A 23,298-nucleotide genomic window follows, 5' to 3' on the forward strand; every position below is an offset into this window, starting at 1 on the left:
AAAAAGATATGGGAAGTGGTTATTTAATTCTGGCGGGTGCAATTATGCTTTTCAGTTGGTTAGTAAGTTCGAGGTTAAAGAGTAAGTTTGAGCATTATTCGCAATTGCATTTGCAAAATAATATGAGTGGTGCTGAGATTGCTCAAAAAATGTTATCGGATAACGGGATTTACGATGTTCGTGTGATTTCGACTGAGGGACAACTAACAGATCATTACAATCCGGTGGATAAAACGGTGAATTTAAGTGAGGCGGTTTACAATCAACGCAATGCAGCTGCAGCTGCGGTAGCGGCTCACGAATGTGGTCACGCTGTACAACATGCTGTGGGTTATGAGTGGCTGAGTATGCGCTCTAAGTTGGTTCCGTTTGTAAATGTGGCTTCTTCGTACATGCAATGGATTTTGCTGGCGGGGATTTTAATGCTTAAAACATTTCCGGGTTTGTTGCTAATTGGAATTATCCTGTTTGCTGCAACTACCCTGTTTTCGATTGTTACTTTGCCGGTTGAATATGATGCTAGTAATCGTGCTTTGGCCTGGCTGAAAGCTAAAAATATGCTGAATCCTGCCGAATATGCAGGAGCTGAAGATTCGTTAAAATGGGCTGCCCGTACTTATGTGGTAGCGGCTTTGGGTTCTATCGCGACCTTGTTGTATTATGTGTCTATTTACTTGGGCGGAAACAGAAGGAACTAATAACAATAGCAAAAATCAATGACAATTTTCAATGGCAATTTTCAATTGAAATTAATAAATCCCAAAAAATAAAATTCCAAATTCCAATGACTTTACGTTAATTAGAATTTGGAATTTTTTTTTATTGAATATTTCAATTGCTATTGCCATTGAAAATTGTCATTGATTTTTGAAATTGAATTTGTTATTGAGGCATGTTTTGTTGTTGCCATTGTACTAAAACAGCAACCTGATCATTAGTTAAAGCCGGTTTTTTATTTACCGGAGGCATAAATTTACGATCTTCCTGAGGTAATTTTACACGGGCAATGATAGCTGTAATATGTTCTTTTACCTGTTCGTAGTTTTGGAAAGGTTCTTTTCGTCCCTGAGGCGGCATGTGGCAAGGGGTACAGCTGGTTGTAATAATTGGTTTAATGTCGGTTTCGTAGCTTATTTTTTTAGCTTCAACATAAGCTGATTTTCCTTTTCCGGCTGAGCTACAGTTAACCATTAGTATAGATAACGGCAAAATAAGGGCAATCAATTGGATTTTTTTCATAATTTTTTTATTTCAGTTGTCGACCAAAAATAATAAAAAAAGGATTCGTGTTTTAAATGATTTGATTTCTGATTAATTTATTTTTGATTAGGTAAATAAATGGTGAAAGTAGTTCCAATGTTTTCGGTACTGTCAAATTGAATATGCCCTCCCAGTTTTTCAATGCCATATCTAAGGGTGTACAGTCCAATACCACTACCACTAGCCTGATTAGTTGCCCGATAAAATAATTTAAAAATGTTTTTTTGTAAATCTGTAACTATTCCGATTCCATTATCAGTAATTGTAATTTTTGTGAAATTATTATCTGCTCTTGAAACATTAATATTTATACGTGAATCATTTTGTGATTCCTTTCGGTATTTTATAGCATTATCAATGAGATTTTGAAATAAAGAATTTATAATCAGTTTATCGAAATAAAAGTCCGTTATTATTTCTATATTCTCTTCAAATCGTATCGTGTTATAACCAGGTAAATAAGCTAGAGATTTTTTGACGTCAAGTATAATTTGTTTAAAATTTATTAATTCTAAAGAGGTATTTCCTTTTTGAATTCTTAGCGTTTTGTTAACCTGGTTCAAAGTGTCCATTAGTTGTTTTATGCTTTCCTGCACTAATTCAAAGTACATTTTTAATTCATCAGTATCATTAGGTTCGTTAAGGGCGAGATCGGTAATTCCTAATATACTTGCTATTGGACTATTAACATCATGGGCTACTTTATAAGAAAACAACTCTAAAGCACTTATAGTGTCTTTTAATTCAGTTATGTTTGAAGCGGTCACGCCAATTCCTTCTCCTACTTTAAATACTTTTAGCCTATTATGTTGGTTTCCGTATTTCGGGTGGCTTAAACTATCTTCAATAATGATTGGATTGCCTGTTTTGATGACCTCTAGGTATTTGTCATATAGTCCCTTTTCTTTTACATCTGGTCCAATTTCTAAAATATTTTTACCAATGATTTCATTATAATCTAGATGATAGTACTTAAGCAAGCTATCATTGATATCAATTATATTTAAATCCTTATCAAATACTGTAAAATGTAAATCCGCATTATTAAAAAATTCTGAGCGGATGTTTTTAATTTCGTTTTCTGTTGGCATGCTAATACTTCGTTTTGATTTTTCTCTAAATAGAAAACCTAAAATGTTTTAAAAACAACAAATAGGTAGTTTTGTTTTATAAATATAACTACAAGATACTGTTTTTAGTGAATTATAAATCATATTAGGCCAATTAATTTTTGCTCCAATGATTTTTGATATTCAGATTGAAATTTTCAGCCATAAAAAAAAGCCATCTCGTTTTTACGGGATGGCTTTGAATTATAATGTAGTAGGATTATTTTCCTTTGTTAGCTTCGATAATATATTTTTCAAGAGCCATAGTCATCGATGGTGTTCCCGGTGCAGGAGCCATGATGTCTACTCTTAATCCATGGTCTAAAGCTTCTTTTTGAGTTGTTGGTCCAAAAACAGCAATTCTAGTGTTGTTTTGTTGGAAGTCAGGGAAGTTTTTGAACAATGATTTGATTCCTGTTGGACTGAAAAAAGCCAAAACATCATAATAGACATCGGCTAAGTCAGATAGGTCACTCATTACTGTTTTGTAAAAAGTAGCTTGTTTCCAGTCAACTTTTAAATTGTCTAATACTATAGGAGCTTCTGCATTCAATTGATCTGAAGCAGGTAATAAGAATTTTTCGTCCTTGTATTTTTTAATTAAAGGAGATAAATCGGCAAAATCTTTTGCTCCAACATAGATTTTTCTTTTTCTGTAGACCACATATTTTTGCAAATAGAAAGCTACAGCTTCCGACTGGCAGAAATATTTTAAACCTTCAGGAACTTTAAATCGCATTTCTTCAGCCACTCTAAAAAAGTGGTCAACAGCATTTCTACTGGTTAAAATAATAGCAGAAAAGTTGTTGAGGTCAATTTTTTGAAGTCTAATTTCCTTAGCGCTAACTCCTTCTATGTGGATAAAAGGGCGGAAATCAATTTTGATTTTGTGTTTTTGTTGGAGTTCAAAGTAAGGCGAATTCTCTACCTTAGGCTCTGGTTGCGATACCAAAATTGTTTTGACTTTCATATATTTTAACATTTTCTAAGCGCTCCCTTTTGTAAACAAATAATACATGAAAAAATAAGGAGCTATTTCGAGAGTGCAAAGATATAAAATAAAATAAAACAACTTACTGAATATTAAACTTTGATATTTTTTTATAGAAAGTGAATAGGTTACTATGCTTAATACTAGTATTATGGCGATTATCACTATAGGAATATTCTGTGAAACAGCGTTGTAGTAAAATAAAAGAATATTGATAGGAAGAATGATAATTCCGATGTAGGTTCGATAAGTGATTTTCTGAAGGTTAAATTGCTCTACAAATTCCTCAATATTGAAGGTTGTCGCGATAATTTTTTCGACTAAAAACTTCGATAAAATAAAAAAGATAAGGAAAGTGATAATTTGGATGTAGAGAATCCAATCGGTTTTTGAACCATACCCAAATATGCTTAGTGATATTTGGATAAAAAAGGCAAATGAAATGACCTGAACAAAAAACAATGAAATCGTAAAGCTGCTTTTAAGCTGGCTGCTATCGCGATAGACCTTAGAATATTTATCTGAAAAAATTAAATTGATAAAATCACCAAAACGGTTTCCGTAAACCCCTTTAGTGATGGCAATAATTCCGAAAGCTAAAACAAACAAAACCGTTGCCCAGTCTTTACTTTCGGTAATTCTCGGATGTAGAAGATATTCTGTCATAGTGGAGCAAAATTAGTAAAATTTTGAATCAATATTTTTATTATAATATTATTATGAATCAAATGCCATAAAAAGGTTACTTTTGCGGTGAAATTTCTAGAAATATGAATAATTGTATTGTTATAATTCCTACCTATAACGAAATTGAAAATATTGAAAGTATCATCAGAACGACGCTTTCCCAGCACAAACATTTTCATGTTCTTATAGTGGATGATAATTCTCCTGATCATACAGCTGATAAGGTTAGATTGTTGCAAACGGAATTTGAAGGACGTTTATTTTTAGAAAGCAGAAAACAAAAATCAGGTTTAGGAACGGCATACGTACACGGATTTAAGTGGGCATTGACTCATGATTATGAATTTGTTTTTGAAATGGATGCCGACTTTTCACACAATCCGCATGATTTAGAAAAACTGTATAATGCCTGCCATTTTGGAGATGCCGATTTGGCAATAGGTTCACGTTATGTTACCGGAGTAAATGTGGTCAACTGGCCTTTAAATCGGGTGTTGCTTTCCTATTTTGCTTCAGTTTATGTTAGGATGATAACCGGAATGGAAATTCATGATGCAACGGCAGGATTCGTTTGTTACAAACGGGAAGTTTTGGAAAAAATTAACCTCGATAAAATTAGATTCGTGGGTTATGCGTTTCAGATAGAAATGAAATACCGTACTTTTTGCAATAATTTTAAAATTTCTGAAGTTCCGATTATTTTTACCGACAGGACTAAGGGACAATCTAAAATGAGTAATTCAATTATAGTAGAAGCGGTGTTTGGAGTAATTGCACTTCGATTAAAAAAATTAATAAACAGATTATAAAGGAAAAACAATGAACAGGGTTTTAATTAAGAATGCCAAAATAGTAAATGAAGGAGTAATTTTTGAAGGCGATGTTTTAATTGAGAATGACTTAATTGTTGAAATTTCAGAAAGCATTAGTGCAAAGTCATCCGATTGTAAAATAATAAATGCCGAAGGGAATTTCCTGATTCCCGGCGCTATCGACGATCAGGTGCATTTTAGAGAACCGGGCTTAACTCATAAAGGTGATATTGAGTCGGAATCCAGAGCTGCCGTTGCAGGAGGGATTACTTCTTATATCGAACAACCCAATACGGTTCCTAATGCGGTTACTCAGGAAATTTTAGAAGAAAAATACCAGTTGGCTGCCGAGAAATCTTATGCGAATTATTCGTTTATGATGGGAGCTACTAATGATAATTTGGAAGAAGTTTTAAAAACCAATCCGAAGAATGTTGCCGGAATTAAGATATTCTTAGGTTCGTCAACAGGAAATATGCTGGTAGATAATCAGGCTACTTTGGAAAGAATTTTTTCAAGTACACCCATGTTAATTGCTGTGCATTGTGAGGATGAGGCTACTATTAGAGCCAATTCGGAGAAATACAAAGAAGAATATGGAGATGATGTTCCGGTAACAGTACATCATTTGATAAGAAGCGAGGAGGCTTGTTATTTGTCTTCTTCAAAAGCTATTGAACTGGCAAAGAAAACAGGAGCCCGTTTGCATATTTTCCATCTTTCTACAGCTAAAGAGATGGATTTGTTTACCAATAAAATTCCATTGGAAGAAAAGAAAATTACCGCTGAGGTATGTGTGCATCACTTATGGTTTACCAATGATGATTATGCAACCAAAGGTAATTTTATCAAATGGAATCCTGCAGTAAAAACAGCTAAAGACAGGGATGCTTTATGGAAAGCCCTTTTAGATGACAGAATTGATGTGATTGCTACGGATCATGCGCCTCATACATTGGAAGAGAAAAAACAATCGTATTTAAAAGCGCCGTCAGGCGGGCCATTAGTACAGCATGCTGTAGTGGCTATGTTTGAGGCCTATCATCAAGGGAAGATTAGCGTGGAGAAAATTGTGGAGAAAATGTGCCACAATCCGGCTAAAATTTTTAAGATTGAAAAACGTGGTTTTATTAAAGAAGGTTATTATGCCGATTTAGTAATTGTTGATGCCGGTTTGCCTTGGGGTGTGAAAAAAGAAAATATTTTTGCTAAATGCGGATGGTCTCCTTTTGAAGGATTTACTTTTAAATCCCGAATTACACATACTTTTGTAAACGGACAATTAGTGTACAATGCTTTTAAAGTGAAAGATATTCGTGCCGGAAAAAGATTGTTATTTGATAGATAGACCATGAAAAAAGCGGTTTCATTTTTAGTACTTATAATGTTGTTTTTTAGCTGTAAAGATGATGCAGTAAAAAAGCCTGAACGTCTTATTGATAAAGAGGTTATGGAAAACATTATATATGATTTATCGCTACTTGATGCGATAAAATATAATGAGCCCGCAACCACTGAAAATTATAAAGTAAATCCAAAGGAATTTATTTTCAGAAAATACAAAGTTGATAGTGCTCAATTTGCGCAAAACAATATCTATTATGCGTCCGATTTTGAAGTGTATAAAGCCATGTATGATAGCGTAATAAAACGTATTGACAGGAAAAAAACGCTTTTAGATTCTTTGGTTAAAAAAGAAGTAAAAAGAGATTCTTTGAATCAGGCAAAAAAGAAAAGAATGGACTCTATTGCGAATGCTAAAAAAGTAGCTTTGGCTAAGAAAGACTCTTTGAAAAAACTAAAGAAAAAGGATTCTTTACTTTTGAAGAAAAAAACAATTACAACTAAAAAAAAGGTGCTGTCAACTAATAAGTCAGTTGTAATTAAAAATGGGAAAGTAGTTAATTAGCTGAAAAATTTTCCCTGATGTACTGATGTATGTCTGTAAAGGAAGTTTGTAATGCAGTTTTGATTTTCTGGTTAGAAAATTCCTTGTTATTTAAAAGGGATTGCAAGGTGTCTTTTGAAACATTGTTTGATTTTCGGAAAAAAAGATTAAGAAACCAATAGAATATCCACGTAAGTTTAATAAGAAAAGGTCTGGCTTCAATGCTGGGCCTTTTTACTTTTAGTGTGTCGGCAATAGTATTGAAAAGGTCTCTGAAAACAATGTTTTGTCCAATGAGGATAAAGCGTTCATTGCAAATGGAACTTTCCATTAATTCAATCATGATTCGTACCACATCGTTCACAGCTACAAAAGCGGTTTTTCCATAAGTGTAAAACAGTAAACCATCAGCAACTTTTTTAATCAATTGTCCGCTGCCCTGATCTTCAAAACCAGGACCAATTATGACTCCCGGATTCACAATGATTACTTTTAACCCCTCTTGTTGACCTCGCCAGATTTCCATTTCGGCTCCGTATTTTGAAATAGCATAATCACTATGGTATTTCTCAGGATTCCATTCGGTTTCTTCAGTTATTATCGTTTCATGGGCTGCCAGATCGCCTAAAGCCGATGTCGAACTTACATGGCATAGCTTTTCGACTCCTTTGGCTAGGCAAAAATTCACAATATTGGCTGTGCCTTCAATATTAATTTTCCGGAGTTTGTTTTCGTCTTTAGGATCAAATGAAATCAATGCGGCGCAATGATACACTTTGGTAATATCTATAAAAGCATGTTCTAAGGAAGGAATATTTAAAATGTCACCCTGAACCCATTCTACAGCGTCAAACAAAGCTGGTTTTTTGTAATGTTGAAATAAGGATTTTGTTTTTTGGATTCCTTTTTCATCACGATAAATGGCGCGAACTTTTGCTCCATTTTCTAATAAATGAAGTAATAAATGTGCGCCTACTAAACCTGTTCCTCCGGTAACTAAAATCATTTTGTAAATGTAATAAATCAATGGCAATGACAATGACAAATTCAAAAATCAATTTCAAAATCACTATCACTGACAATTTTCAATATCAATGTTTAAGGAAAATATTAAAATATAATTCTCAAAACTTCAAGTTATAATGTGGTCATTGGAATTTTGAATTTTTTATTGCTATTGAAATTGAATATTGTCATTGTAATTTATTTTTTGCTATTGTCATTGACTATTGTTATTGCTATTGAAATTGATTTTTGTCATTGCCATTGATATTGTTATTGCTATTGAAATTGATTTTTGTCATTGCCATTGATATTGTTATCTTTGCGCACGCGAGGCCAGAATGCCCGAATTGACGAAAGTAAATTGATTAAAAAACATGAAAAATTTTATTGAAGAAGTAACTTGGAGAGGAATGCTCCACGATGTTATGCCAGGCACTGAAGAACATTTGATGGAACAAATGCGTGTGGCGTATGTGGGGATTGACCCAACTGCAGATTCATTACATATAGGTCACCTGGTAGGAGTGATGTTGTTAAAACATTTCCAGTTAGCAGGTCATAAACCTTTAGCTTTAGTAGGTGGTGCAACTGGGATGATTGGAGATCCTTCCGGAAAATCAAACGAAAGAAATTTATTGGACGAAGCTACTTTGCGTCACAATCAGGAAGCAATTAAGGAACAATTAGGTCGTTTCTTAGATTTTACTTCTGCTGCGCCAAATGCAGCTGAATTAGTGAATAATTACGATTGGATGAAGAATTTCTCATTCCTGGATTTCATTCGTGATGTGGGGAAACATATTACGGTAAATTACATGATGGCGAAAGATTCTGTAAAGAAACGTTTGTCATCGGAATCTGCTGAAGGAATGTCTTTCACGGAGTTTACCTATCAATTAGTTCAGGGATACGATTTCTTGCATTTGTACAGAGATAAAAGCTGTACGTTGCAAATGGGAGGAAGTGACCAATGGGGGAATATCACTACCGGAACAGAATTAGTTCGTCGAATAGCAAGCGGAAAGGCTTATGCTTTGACTTGCCCGTTAATTACTAAAGCCGATGGAACTAAATTTGGTAAATCCGAAGGTGGAAATATCTGGTTAGATTCAGCAAGAACTTCGCCTTATAAGTTTTACCAATATTGGTTAAATACTTCTGATATTGATGCCGAGAAATACATCAAAATCTTTACGTTTTTATCGAAAGAGGAAATCGAAGATTTAACGGTGCAACATAGAGAAGCTCCACATTTGCGTTTGTTACAAAAACGTTTGGCTGAAGAAATTACTATTATGGTTCACTCAAAAGCTGATTTGGAAAATGCAATCAAAGCATCAGGAATTCTTTTTGGAAACTCAAATGCTGACGATTTAAAACAATTGGATTCAGCTACTTTCTTAGAAGTTTTTGATGGTGTGCCACAGGCTGAAATTGCAAATGCTGAAATTGCGGCCGGAATTGATATTGTTACTGTTTTGAATGAAAAAACAGGATTTATGAAATCGAATGGTGAAGCAAGACGTGCTTTGACTGCTAATTCTATTTCGGTAAACAGAGAAAAAGTAACGGAAGATTTTACACTTTCGAACAAAGATTTAATTAACAACCAATTTGTATTATTACAAAGCGGAAAGAAAAATTATTTTGTCGTAAGAGTAGTTTAATTAGTAAAATAATAAACTAAAATTATATTCAATCAAAAACCTGATGACATCATGTTATCAGGTTTTTGTGTTTTATAGATATTTCTTTTTATTTAAGATACTTTACCTCTGGGGTCATCAATATGAATTTTAGAAATAGCATAACGAACTCCCTGACGATCGAGTATTTGTACATTTTTTACAACTGTACTTAAAGCTGTTAAAAATGTTTCTGAATTTTCGTGACGCTCGTATACTTCTTCATCTGCCCATCCTTCCAGAAGATGGAAAGTATTTTCATCAGTAAGATCCTGTGAAAAGGCGTAATAAATACAACCTTCCAATTGATTTGCGGCAATCATTTCCGGTATAACGGCATCAATAAAAGTTTGTCTGTCGTTTGGATGAACTCTGTAATACGCGCTCACTGTAATAGCTGTCGGTTGGGTCTTGTCATGACTTGTCGAAGTCCCGTTTTGCAAAATCTTTCCCATGCTATTTATTTTTTATCGTCAACAAAAACATATAAGCGACTTACTTTTCCATTTTCAAAAATGAAAAGATCCATTCCTGTTACAGCATCAGGTTTGTCAGAAGGGCCATTTTGCCAATAAAGTCGTGCTATGTTATGATTGACATCAATAGCTTTGATATGAGAAAATCTGGAATTTGGATTTTTTTTATGTAAGCCATCAATAAATCCGTTAATCTCGGAATGACCTTTTGCAATGAAGTGACTCTCTACCATTTCAATAGCATCAGCATACACTTTTTTCATTAAAGCTACACGCTTTTTTAAATCCTTTTCATTCCATATAGTAAGATGCGTTTCAACTAAAGAACGAATTGCTGATTCAGATAAAATCTCCTCATTTTGGGATAAATTTGATTTCCCAAGAGGGTTTTTAGGTGACCATAACAGTTTAGCAGGTTTATTTTTTTCATAACCTTTACCATTAGGATAGGATACTAATTCCATTTTAGAGCCCCAGGGTGTTAAAAAATAGACCCAGCTTTCGCCTTCTGTGTCGCCTGATGGCATAAGAAACGGTTCGCCAAGAAACTGAACGCCTTTGCTTTTTAAATAATCAACACTTTGCTTGATATCATCGGTATAAAAAGCAATATGACTTGCTCCGATATCATCTCCTCCAGGATGTTGAGTACTGCCTTTATTGTCTTTGTATTCGAATAATTCAATATTAGCACCTGTACCTGCTTGTATCATTTTTATAGTAACCGGACCCGTTGCGGCTTGCATATTATTCGTTTTTTTCCAAACGTCATCTAACGGAATCGGTCCTAATGTGGTAACGGGAGAAAATCCCAGTACATTGGTAAAAAATCCTATCGCCTGATTCAGATCCGGCACATTTATTCCTACGTGGTCTATGCCAACTATATTTGCGCTATTTTGAGCTTCTGCCTTTTCTGAAGCTGAAAAGAACAGCACTAAATTCAGTAAGGCAATTGCAGAGGTTTGTAATTTCTGATTTGTTTTATTATTTGTTTTCATGATCTAATTGTATTGTGTTTTAAATTATTATTAAGAGAATTAATTACTGTAAGCTGCCAGCCATTTTGCTTTAATAGTAGCGCGTGCCTCAATAAATTCTTTATCTGTTCCCTGAGCAATGGCATCAAGTGGAAAACGAAGAGGGCGTTCTCCTTTTTTCATGCTGACCAATTCCAGTATTCCATCAGCAATAGTTTGCGGATTCATTTCAAACTGAGCCATTTTTCCAAAAAGTGAAGCTCCTAATGCATTGAATTTTTCTGTAGCTGCAGTACCATATTGGTCTAAGATTTCCTGTTTATCGGCATGGATACCCGCTTTTGAACCATTATTCATTTCTGTAGGATATACACCTGGCTGAATGCTTACGTTTTCAATTCCGTAATCAGCAAGTTCGTCTTGTAAACCTTCAGTAATACTTTCTACGACTAATTTTGAAGAAATGTAAGGAATCATAAAAGGAAGTGTATGACCGCTTGCACCTGTAGTAATGTTGATGATAAGACCATTTCTTTCTTTTCGCATAGAAGGAAGCACAGCCTGATAAGTGCGAAGTACTCCGTAAACATTGACATCAAACATTTTACTAATCTGATCGATTGAATAACCTTCTAATAGACCAAACCCGCTTACGGCTGCATTATTGATTAGGACATCAATTTTACCGTATTTATTAATTACTTTTTCAAAGGCCAGATTTACCGAAGCATCATCTGTAATATCAATATCTACTACTTCAATGTTTGAAAGTTGCGAAAGTTCTTTTGCAGCTTCAGCATTTTTATCTTTTGTATTGCGCATTCCTGCAATTACTGAATGACCTGCATTAGCTAATGTAATAGCTGTAAGTTTACCAAAGCCTGTACTTGTACCTGTAATGAAAATTGTTTTTGACATGATTTCTAATTTTTATAATGTTTATATTGTTTCTTTTGAACATTACAAAATTGCGCAGAATGCAAAACCTGGGCATTGATTAGAAATAAGTAAAAACTTGATCTAGATCAAGTGTTTTGAAAAGACATAAAAAAAGGAGCTGAAAAGCTCCTGATGTATTGATTATTTTTTTGCCGTTTGTTTCCTTATACGGCTTAATGTTTCCGGTGTCATTCCAAGATAAGACGCAATCATAGTTTGAGGAATTCTCGAAGCAAATCCGGGATATTTGCTTATAAAATTAAGATACTTTTCTTCTGCTGTAAAACTAAGCGATGCCTGAATTCGGTTTTGTGCTGCAATAAAACTTTTTTGCAGTATAGCATTTACCATATTGTTAAAGGCTGGAATCTCTCTGCACAAAAGCTCAAAATTGTCTTGTGTAAATAAGATTAATTCGCTGTCTTCAATAGCGTCTATGTTAAAGCGGGATGGCTGTTGGAACATTAAACTTTCCCTGTCTCCTGTCCACCAGTTTTCGATGCTAAAACTATTTACATGTTCAGTTCCTTTTTCATCAACGGAATAAGTGCGTAAACAGCCGCGGGTAATAAAAGCATTGTATTTCCAGATATCACCCTCCTGAAGTAAATATTGTCGTTTACGTAATTTTTTAATAATTGCATACGACTGTATAAGTTCTGATTCTGTTTTTGTCAGTGTCGTTTTTTCGTCAAGATATTTTTGGAAAATTTCATACATAGTTTGTAAAATTAGATAAAAGTTTCCGAATTATTAATTGGATTGTTTCATCAGTTTGAAAATGTTGAAATTTAATTATTAAACCACCATCAGATTACAACCACGGATATCCGAATTATCAAAACGTCCCAATACCTCGAAAGAGTTGTTGAGATATTTTTTACCCAAATCCTGCGTGGCGATAAAAGAACAGGAGTTGATGTTGGCCAAATCGATTACGTTGATTCCTCCTGTTTTTCCATTAGGAATATAAGTTAATGCATCTTCAGTATCGCGAATTAGGATGTTTATCCATGCAGGGCATTCGAATATTCCATTTCCTAATGAATAAGCCTGCGAAAGCAGTTCGGTCATTCCATATTCAGAGTGGATAGATGGAACACCAAATCCGGCACAAAGTTGTTCGTGCAGTTCTTCGCGAATCATTTCTTTTCTTTTGCCTTTCATACCTCCGGTTTCCATAATAATGGTATTTTGGAGTTGGAATTTTTGTTTCTCGATTAAATCGAGCAGGGCATAAGTTACCCCAATCAAAATTACATTTTGTCCAGATTCATCCAGTTCAATCAATTTTTTAATTAAATCCTCGTGATTGTGCAGGTAAAAACCACTTTCAGGATGATTAGAAAGTTTAATTAAATCCTCCACCATATAAATTAAGGAAGAACCTTCTCTTTCCAAATAAGAAGGCAGTAAAGCCAGAACTACATAGTTTTCGATGTTGCCGTAAAATTCAGTAAAGCCTTTTTGGTAACTTTCTTCATAAAGCGTTACATCAGTTACCAGGTGTTTGCTGGTAATCATACCGGTAGTTCCGCTGCTTGTAAAGGTAGTTTGGACGGGATTGGTATTAGAAACAATATCATGACTTTTGAAAAACTGAATAGGTAAAAACGGAATTTGTTGTAATGATTTTACTTTTTGGACATCGGTTTTCAAAAAGTTACAGAAGGATTGGTATACCAAATTGTTTTCGTATTGGTAACGAAACACTTTTAGCGCCATTTTTTCAAATTGCTTTTGACTTGAAATGGTAAATATATCGGTATTATTAATCAAAAATTTTTTCGACAAAGGTATGAATTAATTAGGTTTTTGGCATTAATAAAAAAAGCTTCAATTTTTTAAGTTGAAGCTTTTGGTTTATGATTTGAATACAAATTACCTTATGATTAATTTACGAGTTGCTGTAGAGTTATCTTCATTTATCTTGATGATATAAACACCAGGAGTAAGGTTAGACACGTTAAGCTCTTTGGAACTGAGTTTGGTTTGAAGTACTTGTTTTCCTAATAGGTCAAATATAATGATTTCCTTCTCACCATCATTTTTGGTTGAAATGTAAACTTTTCCGGTGTTAACAGGATTGGGATACAAATTCAAACCTTCAATCACAGAGGGGGCGTTCGGGTTAGCTTGCTGCTTGTTTTCCTGAGCTTTAAGGCTTAGGGAGCAGAAAAAAACCGTTAAAAGGATACTATAAAAGTAGTTTTTCTTCATCAGCTTGATTTTGATTAGTAAATATACAAAAAATCAAATAGTATGCCAAAAAAAATGCCTCCCGATTCAGGAGGCATTTTTTGTATGTTCGTTTTTATATTAGAATCCTGTAGCCCATCCAGTTGTCCATGATGGAGTTCCAACTCCATTTCCAGCTCCTGTAGATGTAGTTGAAGTAGTAAGGAAGTTAGCATTTACAGTTGCACTTACTCCAGAAGTAGCAGGAGCAACAGCAGTAGTTTTTCCTTTAGTAGTTGTTGTTACATCAGAATCAATTTTTAAATCAACCACTTTAAGAGAAGTTCCAGCGTTAGCAAGAGTTTCATCGTGCTCAACATCAAAACCTGTAGTCCATGCTTTGATAACAACATTTGTAAAGATACCTTTAGTTCCTCTTCTTAATTTCATAGCTTGGTTTTCTGCAAAAGCAGTTGCGTCAGCTGTACTACCAGGTCCGATAAGTGTTAAGTTTGTGATAGATGGGTTTGAAATTGGAGTATTAGCAAAACCAAATTCATAGTTGTCAGCTTCAATACCTCTGTTTCCTTTACCGTAGTCTAATCTTCCATACCAGTTTGTGTTTGTTCCAGACCATCCTTCAGTCCAGTCAAATTGATCATCTTCGTTACCTATTGAGATAAGGTGATCCGTGTTTACTGTTCCACCGAAGAATTCAAAACCATCATCAGAACCGTGAATACATTCTACATAGCTGATTTTTGTACCATTACCTACACCGAATAAAGATAATCCGTTGAATTCTTTGTCAGCGTTGAAAAGAGCTCCTGCATATTCAATTCTTAAATATTCGATAGAACCTGAGTTGTCATTAGAAATAGTTCCACCATAAGTTAGGTCTCCAACTTCTGATTGAGCAGTACTTGCACCACCAGTTACACGGTTGATTGGAGCTTTTCCACAGATAACTAATCCACCCCAGTCTCCACCTGCTTTAGTTACTTTACCACTTGTCATGATTACAGGGTTGGAAGCTGTTCCTTTTACGTTAATTTTTCCTCCTTGAGCTACAGCAATGTATGAAGCAGTTCCTGAAGTTCCTTGGATTACAGTTCCTGCAGGAATTGTTAAAGTAGCTCCGGCGTTTACTTGAATTTTTCCAGTAAGTTTGTATGTTTTACTAGCATCTAATATTACTTCTCCATCAGTGATTGTTCCCTGAAAGTTATCAGCGTTTGCAACAAAACTTGAAGTAGGTGTTTCAGTTTCTGAATCGTTAGAACAACTAGTCATAAAACCGGCAGCAACAATTAAAAGACTAAATAATTTTACAGATAATTTTTTCATGATTTTTTTGTTTTTTCATTTATTTTGATGGTACAAATATCTATCAATCTCTTTTTTTTGAAGTTAAGTGAGTATGAACCTTGTATTAATAAAAACTACCTTAAATGTTATCTAAATGTTATTGTGTTAAGATAGTTTTATTTGGTTTTGCACTTGTGTAAAATAGAAAAGGGAGAAGTTTTACTTCTCCCTTTTCTATTTTTGATTTTTAGACTTATTGATTAGAATTGATAGTTAATGCTAATACTTGCTGTTAATCCTTTTTTATAGCTTAATAAGTTGATGTCTCCATTAAGATTTTCCTGAACTTGGTTGATTGTTGGGTTTAAAATGTTTTTTACCATAAAATTTAATCCAAGTTTTTCGCCTAATTTTGATTTAGCAATAAAATCCAGAGTACCAAAAGCTTTGTCTACAATATCACCTCTTTGTAAAGTTCCAATTGCATAAACTCGATCAGAGAAATAAGAGTAAGCTAATGTTGAAGTTAAGTTGTTTTTCTTCTCATTCCATTCGTTAAAGAAACTTAAATCTGCATTAAACAATACATTTGAAGCTCCTGTAAATTTCCCTTTTTTGTTAGTGAAATCTACTTCAAAATCGGTTTCTTTTTTTACTTTTTCAGAATTTAGTTCCTGATTTGAGTATAAATAAGATAAGTTTACTCCGGCAGATAATTTCTTAGAATTTTCTGTGTCAATATTTAAAAGTAGCTTTCTGTATTCTACTTCGGCTCCAGTCACATATCCATAATCTCCTGTGTTTACGTATGAAATGTCATTGGTTGAAGAATTGATTGTAATTTCGTTCATTGGGTTTTGGATGTATTTTCCAAATGCAGTTACCGAAATTAGCTCTTCATCTTTTGGAAAAAATTCCCATTTTAAATCTAAGTTATAGTCGTCAGATGCATATAAGTCTTTGTTACCAATATATACCTGAGTGATTTCTTCGTATAAAAATGGTGCTCTTTCTTTGAATTGAGGCAAAGTATATGTTTTGCTTAATCCTAAACGTAAGTTTTGTTTTTCAGCTAATTCATATTTCAAAATAGCGCTTGGTAAGAATGCTGTTTTGTTCAATTTGCTACTTTGTGTAACAGGATAAAGTTGCGTGTTCCAGGTTATTTTTTGTGAAATTTGTTCTCCTCTTAAACTAAATACAGCAACAAGTTTGTTGAATTTATATTCGGTATTGATGAATGCTGCATTGATACTTTGTTCTCCATCATAAAATTGAGGATCAAGTGCTGTTGGTTCGAATTGGTCACCTCTAAATGTGATGATTTTGAAATAATTATTGTTTAGATTCGTTTGATTGTAAAATAAATCAAGATTATTAGGGTCTACAATGTCGGATAAATGAGCATTGTCTGATTTAAAGTTAAATTGGGTAGCTTTGAAATTTCTATTTTTTAATCTTCCGCTGTATCCAAATGTGAATTTTCCTTTAAATTCTCCTTCTTTATCCTTTTTAAATTTGTAATCATAACTTAGATTAGCAGCTGCTTCATCTTCTTTCAAACTTTGAAAATAGCGATTGTTGTTCCCTGCACTTCTTGATAATAAAGTATAACCATTAGCCACCTTATTCAGGGTATTAGTTATTCTATCAGGAGTGTCTCCTTTGATAGTGTTGTAAGATAATCCCCAGTGAAATTTTGAAGTTTCGTTAAAAGTATGTTCACCTAATAGTTGGTTGATAAGTAAATTATTCTTTTGATATTCATTTCTTCTGATCAAGGCATTTCCGTCATCACCACCATCAACAAAAAAGCCTGTATATTCTTTTTTAGATAATGAACTTGTATTGATGAATAAGCTGTTAAAGTTGATTTTGTTATTAGTGTTGATTTTGTAGCCTAAATTGAATAAACCAGTTGAATTAGTGTTATAGCTTATATCAGTATAAGAGTTGAAATTTTTGTTAGCAACACCTGTTCCTGAAACAGAACCTTTAGTAGAACCGTTACTTTTAGAAGTAAATTCGTTATCGTGAGATATAGTGGCAAATACACTAATTTTTCCTTCGTCTCCTGCATTGAAAGATGCTCCTCCAGATATGTTGAATGAAGTTGCAACGGGAGTTTTGTTTTCTAATTGATTAGTTTGGTAATTGTATTGTGTTAATGGATTTGATGGGATAGAACGATTAGTGAATCCTAAATTTCCATATCCTTTTAGTAAACTAAAATTATCAACCTTTAAAGCATTTGTATTTACTTTTGAGCCAAGTTCTAATTTTAAATAGTTTTTCCCTTTGTGTTCTTTAGATACGATGTCAACATTTCCTCCTGCAAAATCGCCATAAAATTTACCGCTATACACTTTGTCAATTGAAATGTATTCAACGATATCTGTTGAGAAGATATCCAGATTTAAATTTTTCTTTGTAGGATCGTTTGAAGGAATTGGTAATCCGTTCATTGTTGTTGAATTGTAACGATCGCCTAATCCTCTTACAAAAATGTTTCCAGAGCCTTCTTGCTTGGTGATACCAGTGGTTTTTGTAACCGCAGTTGCTACATCACTTACTCCTTTTCTGGATAATTCCTGAGCACCAATAGCTTGTTTGATCTCTACGGCATTTTTTTGCTCTAATAATAAAGCGGTTTCTTTTTGTCTGTTTACTGTTGTAGTGACTACTACATCTTTCAGAGCGTAAGCTCCTGATGACAATGCCTGATTCATTTCAATTTTAGCTCCTGCTGTAACTTTTACAGGGACGTCTTTTGGTTCGTAACCTACAAATGAAAATTGTACAATATAGTCTCCGGGAGCTATACTGATGCTGTATTTTCCATCTATATCTGTTGTTGCATTCACTTTTGTTCCTTTTACATTCACATTTGCAAAAGGCAATGTTTCATTGTTGGAATCTTTGTCTGTTATTACCCCTGAAATTGTACCTTTACTTTGTGCAAAGCCTAATGTTGTAATAAAAAGTGTTAGAATGAATAATCTAAGTTTCATAATTTGATTAAATTTTTTGCAAAGAAATGGTAGCTTTGTAAAGTTCGTGTTAATCAGTTGTTACGTTTATGTTGTTCCAGTATTACTAAATTGTTATCTCTTTAAATTACGGTTAATAGGACTTTTATGCTGTTTTTTTATTGTTACATTTACAACGCAAAAGAAAATTTGCTAGATTATGAAAAAGAAAAACACGAAGATTTTACTGGTAGATGACGAACCAGATATTTTAGAAATTGTTGGTTATAACCTAATGCAGGAAGGCTACCAAATTGTTACGGCATCTAATGGAAAAGAAGCGATAGCTAAAGCTAAAAAGGAGTTGCCGGACTTAATTATTATGGATGTAATGATGCCTGAAATGGATGGAATGGAAGCTTGTGAAAACATTAGAAACATTCCTGAATTAAGAGAAGTAATCATTACGTTTTTGACGGCCAGAAGTGAAGACTATTCTCAGGTAGCCGGATTTGATGCCGGAGCCGATGATTATATCACAAAACCTATTAAGCCAAAGTTATTGGTTAGTAAAGTAAAAGCTTTATTACGCAGATTGAAAGAAGCCGGCGAACAGGATAATGAAACTTTAAATGTAGGCGGCATCGAAATTAATCGTGAAGAATATAAGATTATTAAAGACAACATTGAGATTGCTTTACCTAGAAAAGAATTTGAATTGTTTTATCTGTTAGCTTCTAAGCCAGGGAAGGTTTTTAAACGAGATGAAATTTTAGATAAAGTTTGGGGTAATGAAGTAGTTGTGGGCGGAAGAACCATCGATGTTCATATTAGAAAACTTCGTGAGAAAATAGGTGATGACCTTTTTAAAACAATAAAAGGAGTAGGTTATAAGTTTGAGGTGTAATATCTGGTTGGGTTGTATAAACATATAAGTAATATAAGTTTAACTAATGTTATAGTTAGGCTTTTCTTTTACAAAAGAAGTTCATGTAACTGATTTGTCCGGAAATTAAACATTCTGTTTCAGTAGGAATAGCAATTTAGTATGGCGAAATTTTCTTTTTCTTCTTTATGCTTATATGTTCTTATTTTTAAAATCATATTTTTGTGATTAGCCAAAGACAAAAACTTATCTGACTTATATGGTTAAAAGATAGGTTTGTTATTATTTAAGAATAAAATGAATAAATGAAAATTAGCTTTAAAAAAACGTATAAGTTTGCCATTAAGTCGGCATTTTACATCAGTCTTTTTTCTACTGCTTTTGTTCTTTTTTTAGCAATGCTCATTTTTAAAGCCAGTCCTAAAAGTTTATGGATTTTTGGGATTGTTTTTGTTTTGGTGATTTACCTCTTTTCATTTTTAGTATTACAATATCGTGTGGAACGCTTTATTTACAGAAGAGTAAAAAAAATCTACGATGATGTTTCTTTGTTAGAATCCAGTACCCTTATCAATCAGCCTATCACTACCGATATGGAAACTTTGACACGTGAGGTTAAAAAGTTTGCCACCGATAAAAAACTGGAAATCGAAATGCTTCAGGTTCGTGAAGAATACCGCAGGGAATTTCTGGGAAATATTTCGCACGAATTAAAAACACCTCTTTTTACCGTTCAGGGTTACATTTCGACTTTGCTTGACGGGGCAATGGAAGATAAAACGATTCGAAAAAAATATTTAAAACGTGCCGACAAAGGTGTAGAACGTCTTATCTATATTGTAGAAGATTTGGATATGATTACTAAATTAGAATCCGGAGATTTAAATTTAGAGATAACCGAATTTGATATTGTGGAGTTGATTCGAAATGTTTTTGAATTGTTGGAAATGAAAGCGGATAAGAAAAAAATCACCTTGTGTTTCGAAAACGAATATATTCGTCCCAATTTTGTCCGAGCTGATAAAGACAGAATCCAGCAAGTTATTGAAAACCTGATTGTGAATTCTATTAAGTATGGCAAAAAAGAAGGGGTTACCGAAGTAGCGGTGGTAAATTTAACTAAAGAAAAGGTCTTGGTTAGAATAACTGATAATGGTGAAGGAATTGAAAAACAAAATATTCCAAGACTTTTTGAACGTTTCTATCGTGTCAACAAAAGCGGTTCCCGAGCCGAAGGAGGTTCAGGTTTAGGATTGGCCATTGTAAAACACATTATAGAAGCCCATAAAGAAAAGATATATGTGGAAAGTGAATTTGGAGTTGGATCTGAGTTTTCATTTACCATTGAAAAAGCAATTAAGAAAGAAAAGAAAGAAATAATAATAGAAGAGGAATAAACTTTTATTAGGTTAAATCTAATAGGAAAAGGGTGCGGTATTTACTGCACCCTTTTTTTGTTTTTTTAAAAGATTATGTCTGTTTAATCGCTTGTTTGTTATGCTAAAAACAAGTTTTTTCTCAATGTTAAGTGAATGTTAACAAAAAAATAGTCTGCTAAGTGTTGTTTTTGCTGAGTTTGTTTTTTTTGCGTCTAGGATTTCTGACATTAATAATATTCCAATGTGAACAAATGTTTACGTTAAGTTCCCTTAATGATAACTCAGGCTTAATATTTAGGACAAAGTTTAATATTAGGTTTGCATTAAAATAATATAAAATTTATTAAGAGTTAAAATGAAGAAAATTTTATTTACAGGTATGTTATTTGCTGCATGTTTGGTTAATGCACAAGAGAAAGCAAATGATACCGCTATATCTAAAAGTGTTGATACACTTAAGACGAATGAATTGACAAAATTAAAAGAGTCTGTTGAGGATCATTCAATGAAATTAGCAGGCTATGAAGAACGATTCTCAGCACTGGAAAGTGTTGTAAATGAGTTGTCTAAAATTAAAGTTTCCGGTTACATCCAGGCTCAATATGAAATGTATGATTCGTGGGCTTCAGATGGTTCTCAACATGGTATTCCGGTAACCGGATCGGCTTATGAAGATAATTCTTTCTATCTTAGAAGGGCTAGGGTTAAATTTACTTACAAGCCAGTTGATGGTGTAAATTTTGTTTTGCAACCTAACTTTGAAATACATCAGGTTACTTTGAAAGACGCTTATGTTCAGTTGAATGACCGTTGGTTGAATACTTTCTCTTTATGGGTAGGGCAATTTAGCAGACCAACATATGAAATTGAATATTCTTCTTCTTCAAGAGAATTTGCGGAGAGAACTTTAATGACCAGAACACTTTATCCATCTGAGAGAGATCAGGGGGCTAAATTAGAAGCTGATTTTGTTACAAAGTATAATGTTCCTTTAAAATTACAATTTGCTGTTTTGAATGGAAACTTTGGTGAAGGTGCTTTGGCAAATCAGGCAAAAGATGTGGATAACGGTAAAGATGTAATGGCTCGTGGAGTATATTCTTTAAAATTCCCAAGTAAAGGATTAGGAATTGATTTTGGTGCTCACACTTATCTTGGGAAAACTACCGTGATTGCTTTAGATTCTAATCCTGCAAACAATATATTCAAAGATGTTAATAATAATCTGTTTACTCCGGCAGTAGGTGATCAATTTAAAAAAGAATTGTTCGGAGCTGAGATGCAGTTGTATTATGATTTCTTAGGTGGATTGTCATTAAAAAGTGAGTACATAAGAGGAACTTATTCAGGTACAATTCATACGGCTCAGGTGAATACTTTGTTCAATGCTAACAAAATAAGAAATGTTGAAGGGTATTATTTGTCATTGGTTAAAAACGTTGGAAAAGTAAACGAAGTTTCTTTAAGATATGATGTTTTTGATCCTAATACAAAATTGTCTGGTAATAATGTTACAACTAAGGATGATTTAAGATACCATAACTGGACTTTTGCATGGCAGTATTATTTCAATGACTATATTAAAGTAATGGCTTGTTATGTGTTGCCATTGAATGAAAAATCTTTAAATGCCGGTGCGGATTATAAAAAAGATAAACACGATAATATTTTCACACTTAGATTACAAGCCAGATTTTAATAAAAAGGATAATTAAAAAAATAAAAAGATGATAACAAAAAAAATTAAAACTGCAGCACTTTTAATGGTTCTGTTAATGGTAGGTCTTTCTTTTACTACTTTATCAAAAATTACAGTAAAAGGATCAGATACGATGGTAATTTTGTCTCAAAAGTGGGCTGAAGTATATATGAAGAAAAATCCGGGTGCTTCCATTCAGGTAACTGGTGGTGGGTCAGGAGTAGGATTGGCTGCTTTGATTAACGGATCTACTGATATTGCTAACTCAAGCCGTCCTATTAAAGCTGCTGAAATAGAAAAATTGAAAGCAAGATATAATACTCTTGGAGTTGAAATTCCTTGTGCTAAAGATGGTTTGTCAGTTTATTTAAATAAAGCAAATCCTGTTTCTACTTTAACAATTAAGCAATTGGGTCAAATTTTCTCAGGTAAAATCACAAATTGGTCAGCAGTAGGTGGGCCTGATGCTCCAATTAAATTATATGGAAGAGAAAGTAGTTCAGGAACCTTTGGTTTCTTCAAAGATAATGTAGTTAAAACTGATTTTGCTTCAAGCTGTCAGTCATTGCCAGGTACAGCTGCAATTGTAAATGCGGTAAAAAAGGATAAATATTCTATTGGTTATGGTGGAGCTGCATATGCTGAAGGTGTAAAAGATTGCGCGGTTAAGAAAGATGACAAAAGTCCTGCGGTTTTGCCTACAGCTGCTACTATTAAAAACCATACCTATCCTATTACCAGATATTTGTATATGTATTTGAAATCAAAACCAACAGGTGAAATGAAAGCTTTTATCGATTGGATTCTTAGTTCAGAAGGACAAAAATTAGTTGTTGAAACGGGTTATTTTCCAGTGAGATAATACTAAATAAGTGTGTTTTTTTAAGCCCTTGTTGTGAAAACAGCAAGGGTTTTTGTTTTTTTGGCCTCTTTGAGAAGTTTAATTAATAGATTTTAATCAAAGCAAATATTGTTTGCGTTTAAAATTCATAATTAATTAACATTAAAGCTTCTAAAAACACATGGTTTTAATTAATTATGTCCTTA

The 23,298-nt window shown here is 33.5% G+C and carries 22 protein-coding genes; 9 read left to right on the top strand and 13 right to left on the bottom strand.

The window, feature by feature from the left end; all coding sequences use genetic code 11:
• Window positions 1-8: 8 nt before the first annotated feature.
• Window positions 9-698, top strand: coding sequence for a zinc metallopeptidase (locus tag BLR17_RS04360; RefSeq protein ID WP_066327396.1), 690 nt, complete (start codon window positions 9-11; stop codon window positions 696-698).
• 184 nt (window positions 699-882) lie between these two features.
• Here BLR17_RS04360 and BLR17_RS04365 read toward each other — a convergent pair whose 3' ends face one another.
• The 4 genes from BLR17_RS04365 to BLR17_RS04380 all read right to left on the bottom strand — a co-directional run bounded on the left by BLR17_RS04365 (window position 883) and on the right by BLR17_RS04380 (window position 4,026).
• Entirely contained in the window at window positions 883-1,239 is a 357-nt protein-coding gene (locus BLR17_RS04365; protein ID WP_066327393.1) for a hypothetical protein, read from the bottom strand.
• A 77-nt stretch (window positions 1,240-1,316) separates the two neighbouring features.
• Complete coding sequence (locus BLR17_RS04370) at window positions 1,317-2,351, bottom strand: PAS domain-containing sensor histidine kinase (RefSeq protein ID WP_066327390.1); 1,035 nt, start codon at window positions 2,349-2,351, stop codon at window positions 1,317-1,319.
• A 238-nt stretch (window positions 2,352-2,589) separates the two neighbouring features.
• A complete protein-coding gene (locus BLR17_RS04375; RefSeq protein WP_066327594.1) occupies window positions 2,590-3,339 on the bottom strand; it encodes a uroporphyrinogen-III synthase in 750 nt (249 codons plus the stop codon).
• A gap of 15 nt (window positions 3,340-3,354) precedes the next feature.
• On the bottom strand, window positions 3,355-4,026 hold the full coding sequence (locus BLR17_RS04380) for a DUF4271 domain-containing protein (protein ID WP_066327388.1): 672 nt from the start codon (window positions 4,024-4,026) through the stop codon (window positions 3,355-3,357).
• A 104-nt stretch (window positions 4,027-4,130) separates the two neighbouring features.
• Here BLR17_RS04380 and BLR17_RS04385 point away from each other — a divergent pair, with 104 nt between their 5' ends.
• From BLR17_RS04385 to BLR17_RS04395, 3 genes are read left to right on the top strand one after another with little or no spacing between them, the layout of a single operon-like run.
• Window positions 4,131-4,856 (top strand): polyprenol monophosphomannose synthase, encoded by a 726-nt coding sequence (locus BLR17_RS04385; protein WP_066327385.1) that lies wholly within the window; start codon window positions 4,131-4,133, stop codon window positions 4,854-4,856.
• A 10-nt stretch (window positions 4,857-4,866) separates the two neighbouring features.
• Window positions 4,867-6,207: a dihydroorotase gene (locus BLR17_RS04390; protein ID WP_066327383.1), complete on the top strand. Its 1,341-nt coding sequence runs from the start codon at window positions 4,867-4,869 to the stop codon at window positions 6,205-6,207.
• 3 nt (window positions 6,208-6,210) lie between these two features.
• Complete coding sequence (locus BLR17_RS04395; protein WP_083189310.1) at window positions 6,211-6,768, top strand: DUF4296 domain-containing protein; 558 nt, start codon at window positions 6,211-6,213, stop codon at window positions 6,766-6,768.
• On the opposite strand, the gene BLR17_RS04400 is transcribed toward BLR17_RS04395, so the two are convergent.
• Window positions 6,761-7,753: an NAD-dependent epimerase/dehydratase family protein gene (locus BLR17_RS04400; protein ID WP_066327382.1), complete on the bottom strand. Its 993-nt coding sequence runs from the start codon at window positions 7,751-7,753 to the stop codon at window positions 6,761-6,763. The two genes, BLR17_RS04395 and BLR17_RS04400, sit on opposite strands and share 8 nt — an antisense overlap.
• A gap of 373 nt (window positions 7,754-8,126) precedes the next feature.
• Between BLR17_RS04400 and tyrS the strand changes: the two genes are divergently transcribed.
• The gene (tyrS, locus tag BLR17_RS04405) at window positions 8,127-9,419 is read left to right on the top strand and encodes a tyrosine--tRNA ligase (RefSeq protein WP_066327380.1); all 1,293 of its coding nucleotides are present in this window, start codon (window positions 8,127-8,129) and stop codon (window positions 9,417-9,419) included.
• Between the two features lie 92 nt (window positions 9,420-9,511).
• Here tyrS and BLR17_RS04410 read toward each other — a convergent pair whose 3' ends face one another.
• The 8 genes from BLR17_RS04410 to BLR17_RS04445 form a co-directional block, all read right to left on the bottom strand.
• Complete coding sequence (locus BLR17_RS04410) at window positions 9,512-9,892, bottom strand: putative quinol monooxygenase (protein ID WP_066327378.1); 381 nt, start codon at window positions 9,890-9,892, stop codon at window positions 9,512-9,514.
• A 5-nt stretch (window positions 9,893-9,897) separates the two neighbouring features.
• A complete protein-coding gene (locus BLR17_RS04415) occupies window positions 9,898-10,914 on the bottom strand; it encodes a VOC family protein (protein WP_066327371.1) in 1,017 nt (338 codons plus the stop codon).
• Window positions 10,915-10,953: 39 nt separating this feature from the next.
• Entirely contained in the window at window positions 10,954-11,811 is an 858-nt protein-coding gene (locus BLR17_RS04420) for an SDR family oxidoreductase (protein WP_066327368.1), read from the bottom strand.
• A gap of 162 nt (window positions 11,812-11,973) precedes the next feature.
• A complete protein-coding gene (locus BLR17_RS04425; protein WP_066327366.1) occupies window positions 11,974-12,552 on the bottom strand; it encodes a Crp/Fnr family transcriptional regulator in 579 nt (192 codons plus the stop codon).
• 78 nt (window positions 12,553-12,630) lie between these two features.
• Window positions 12,631-13,611 carry a LuxE/PaaK family acyltransferase gene (locus BLR17_RS04430; protein ID WP_066327587.1) on the bottom strand — a complete coding sequence of 327 codons (981 nt, stop codon included), beginning with the start codon at window positions 13,609-13,611 and terminating at the stop codon, window positions 12,631-12,633.
• Window positions 13,612-13,713: 102 nt separating this feature from the next.
• Window positions 13,714-14,052, bottom strand: a complete 339-nt coding sequence (locus BLR17_RS04435; protein WP_066327365.1) for a T9SS type A sorting domain-containing protein — start codon at window positions 14,050-14,052, stop codon at window positions 13,714-13,716.
• Window positions 14,053-14,151: 99 nt separating this feature from the next.
• Window positions 14,152-15,357, bottom strand: a complete 1,206-nt coding sequence (locus BLR17_RS04440) for a hypothetical protein (protein WP_066327364.1) — start codon at window positions 15,355-15,357, stop codon at window positions 14,152-14,154.
• 221 nt (window positions 15,358-15,578) lie between these two features.
• On the bottom strand, window positions 15,579-18,329 hold the full coding sequence (locus BLR17_RS04445; RefSeq protein WP_066327362.1) for a TonB-dependent receptor: 2,751 nt from the start codon (window positions 18,327-18,329) through the stop codon (window positions 15,579-15,581).
• 178 nt (window positions 18,330-18,507) lie between these two features.
• Between BLR17_RS04445 and BLR17_RS04450 the strand changes: the two genes are divergently transcribed.
• The 4 genes from BLR17_RS04450 (at window position 18,508) to BLR17_RS04465 (ending at window position 23,113) form a co-directional block, all read left to right on the top strand.
• A complete protein-coding gene (locus BLR17_RS04450) occupies window positions 18,508-19,194 on the top strand; it encodes a response regulator transcription factor (protein ID WP_066327360.1) in 687 nt (228 codons plus the stop codon).
• Window positions 19,195-19,478: 284 nt separating this feature from the next.
• The gene (locus tag BLR17_RS04455) at window positions 19,479-20,570 is read left to right on the top strand and encodes a sensor histidine kinase (protein ID WP_066327358.1); all 1,092 of its coding nucleotides are present in this window, start codon (window positions 19,479-19,481) and stop codon (window positions 20,568-20,570) included.
• 337 nt (window positions 20,571-20,907) lie between these two features.
• On the top strand, window positions 20,908-22,251 hold the full coding sequence (locus tag BLR17_RS04460; RefSeq protein ID WP_066327356.1) for a porin: 1,344 nt from the start codon (window positions 20,908-20,910) through the stop codon (window positions 22,249-22,251).
• 28 nt (window positions 22,252-22,279) lie between these two features.
• Entirely contained in the window at window positions 22,280-23,113 is an 834-nt protein-coding gene (locus BLR17_RS04465) for a phosphate ABC transporter substrate-binding protein (protein ID WP_083189307.1), read from the top strand.
• The last annotated feature ends 185 nt before the right edge of the window (window positions 23,114-23,298 follow it).

It is taken from the genome of Flavobacterium glycines (assembly GCF_900100165.1).
Taxonomy (GTDB): Bacteria; Bacteroidota; Bacteroidia; order Flavobacteriales; family Flavobacteriaceae; genus Flavobacterium; species Flavobacterium glycines.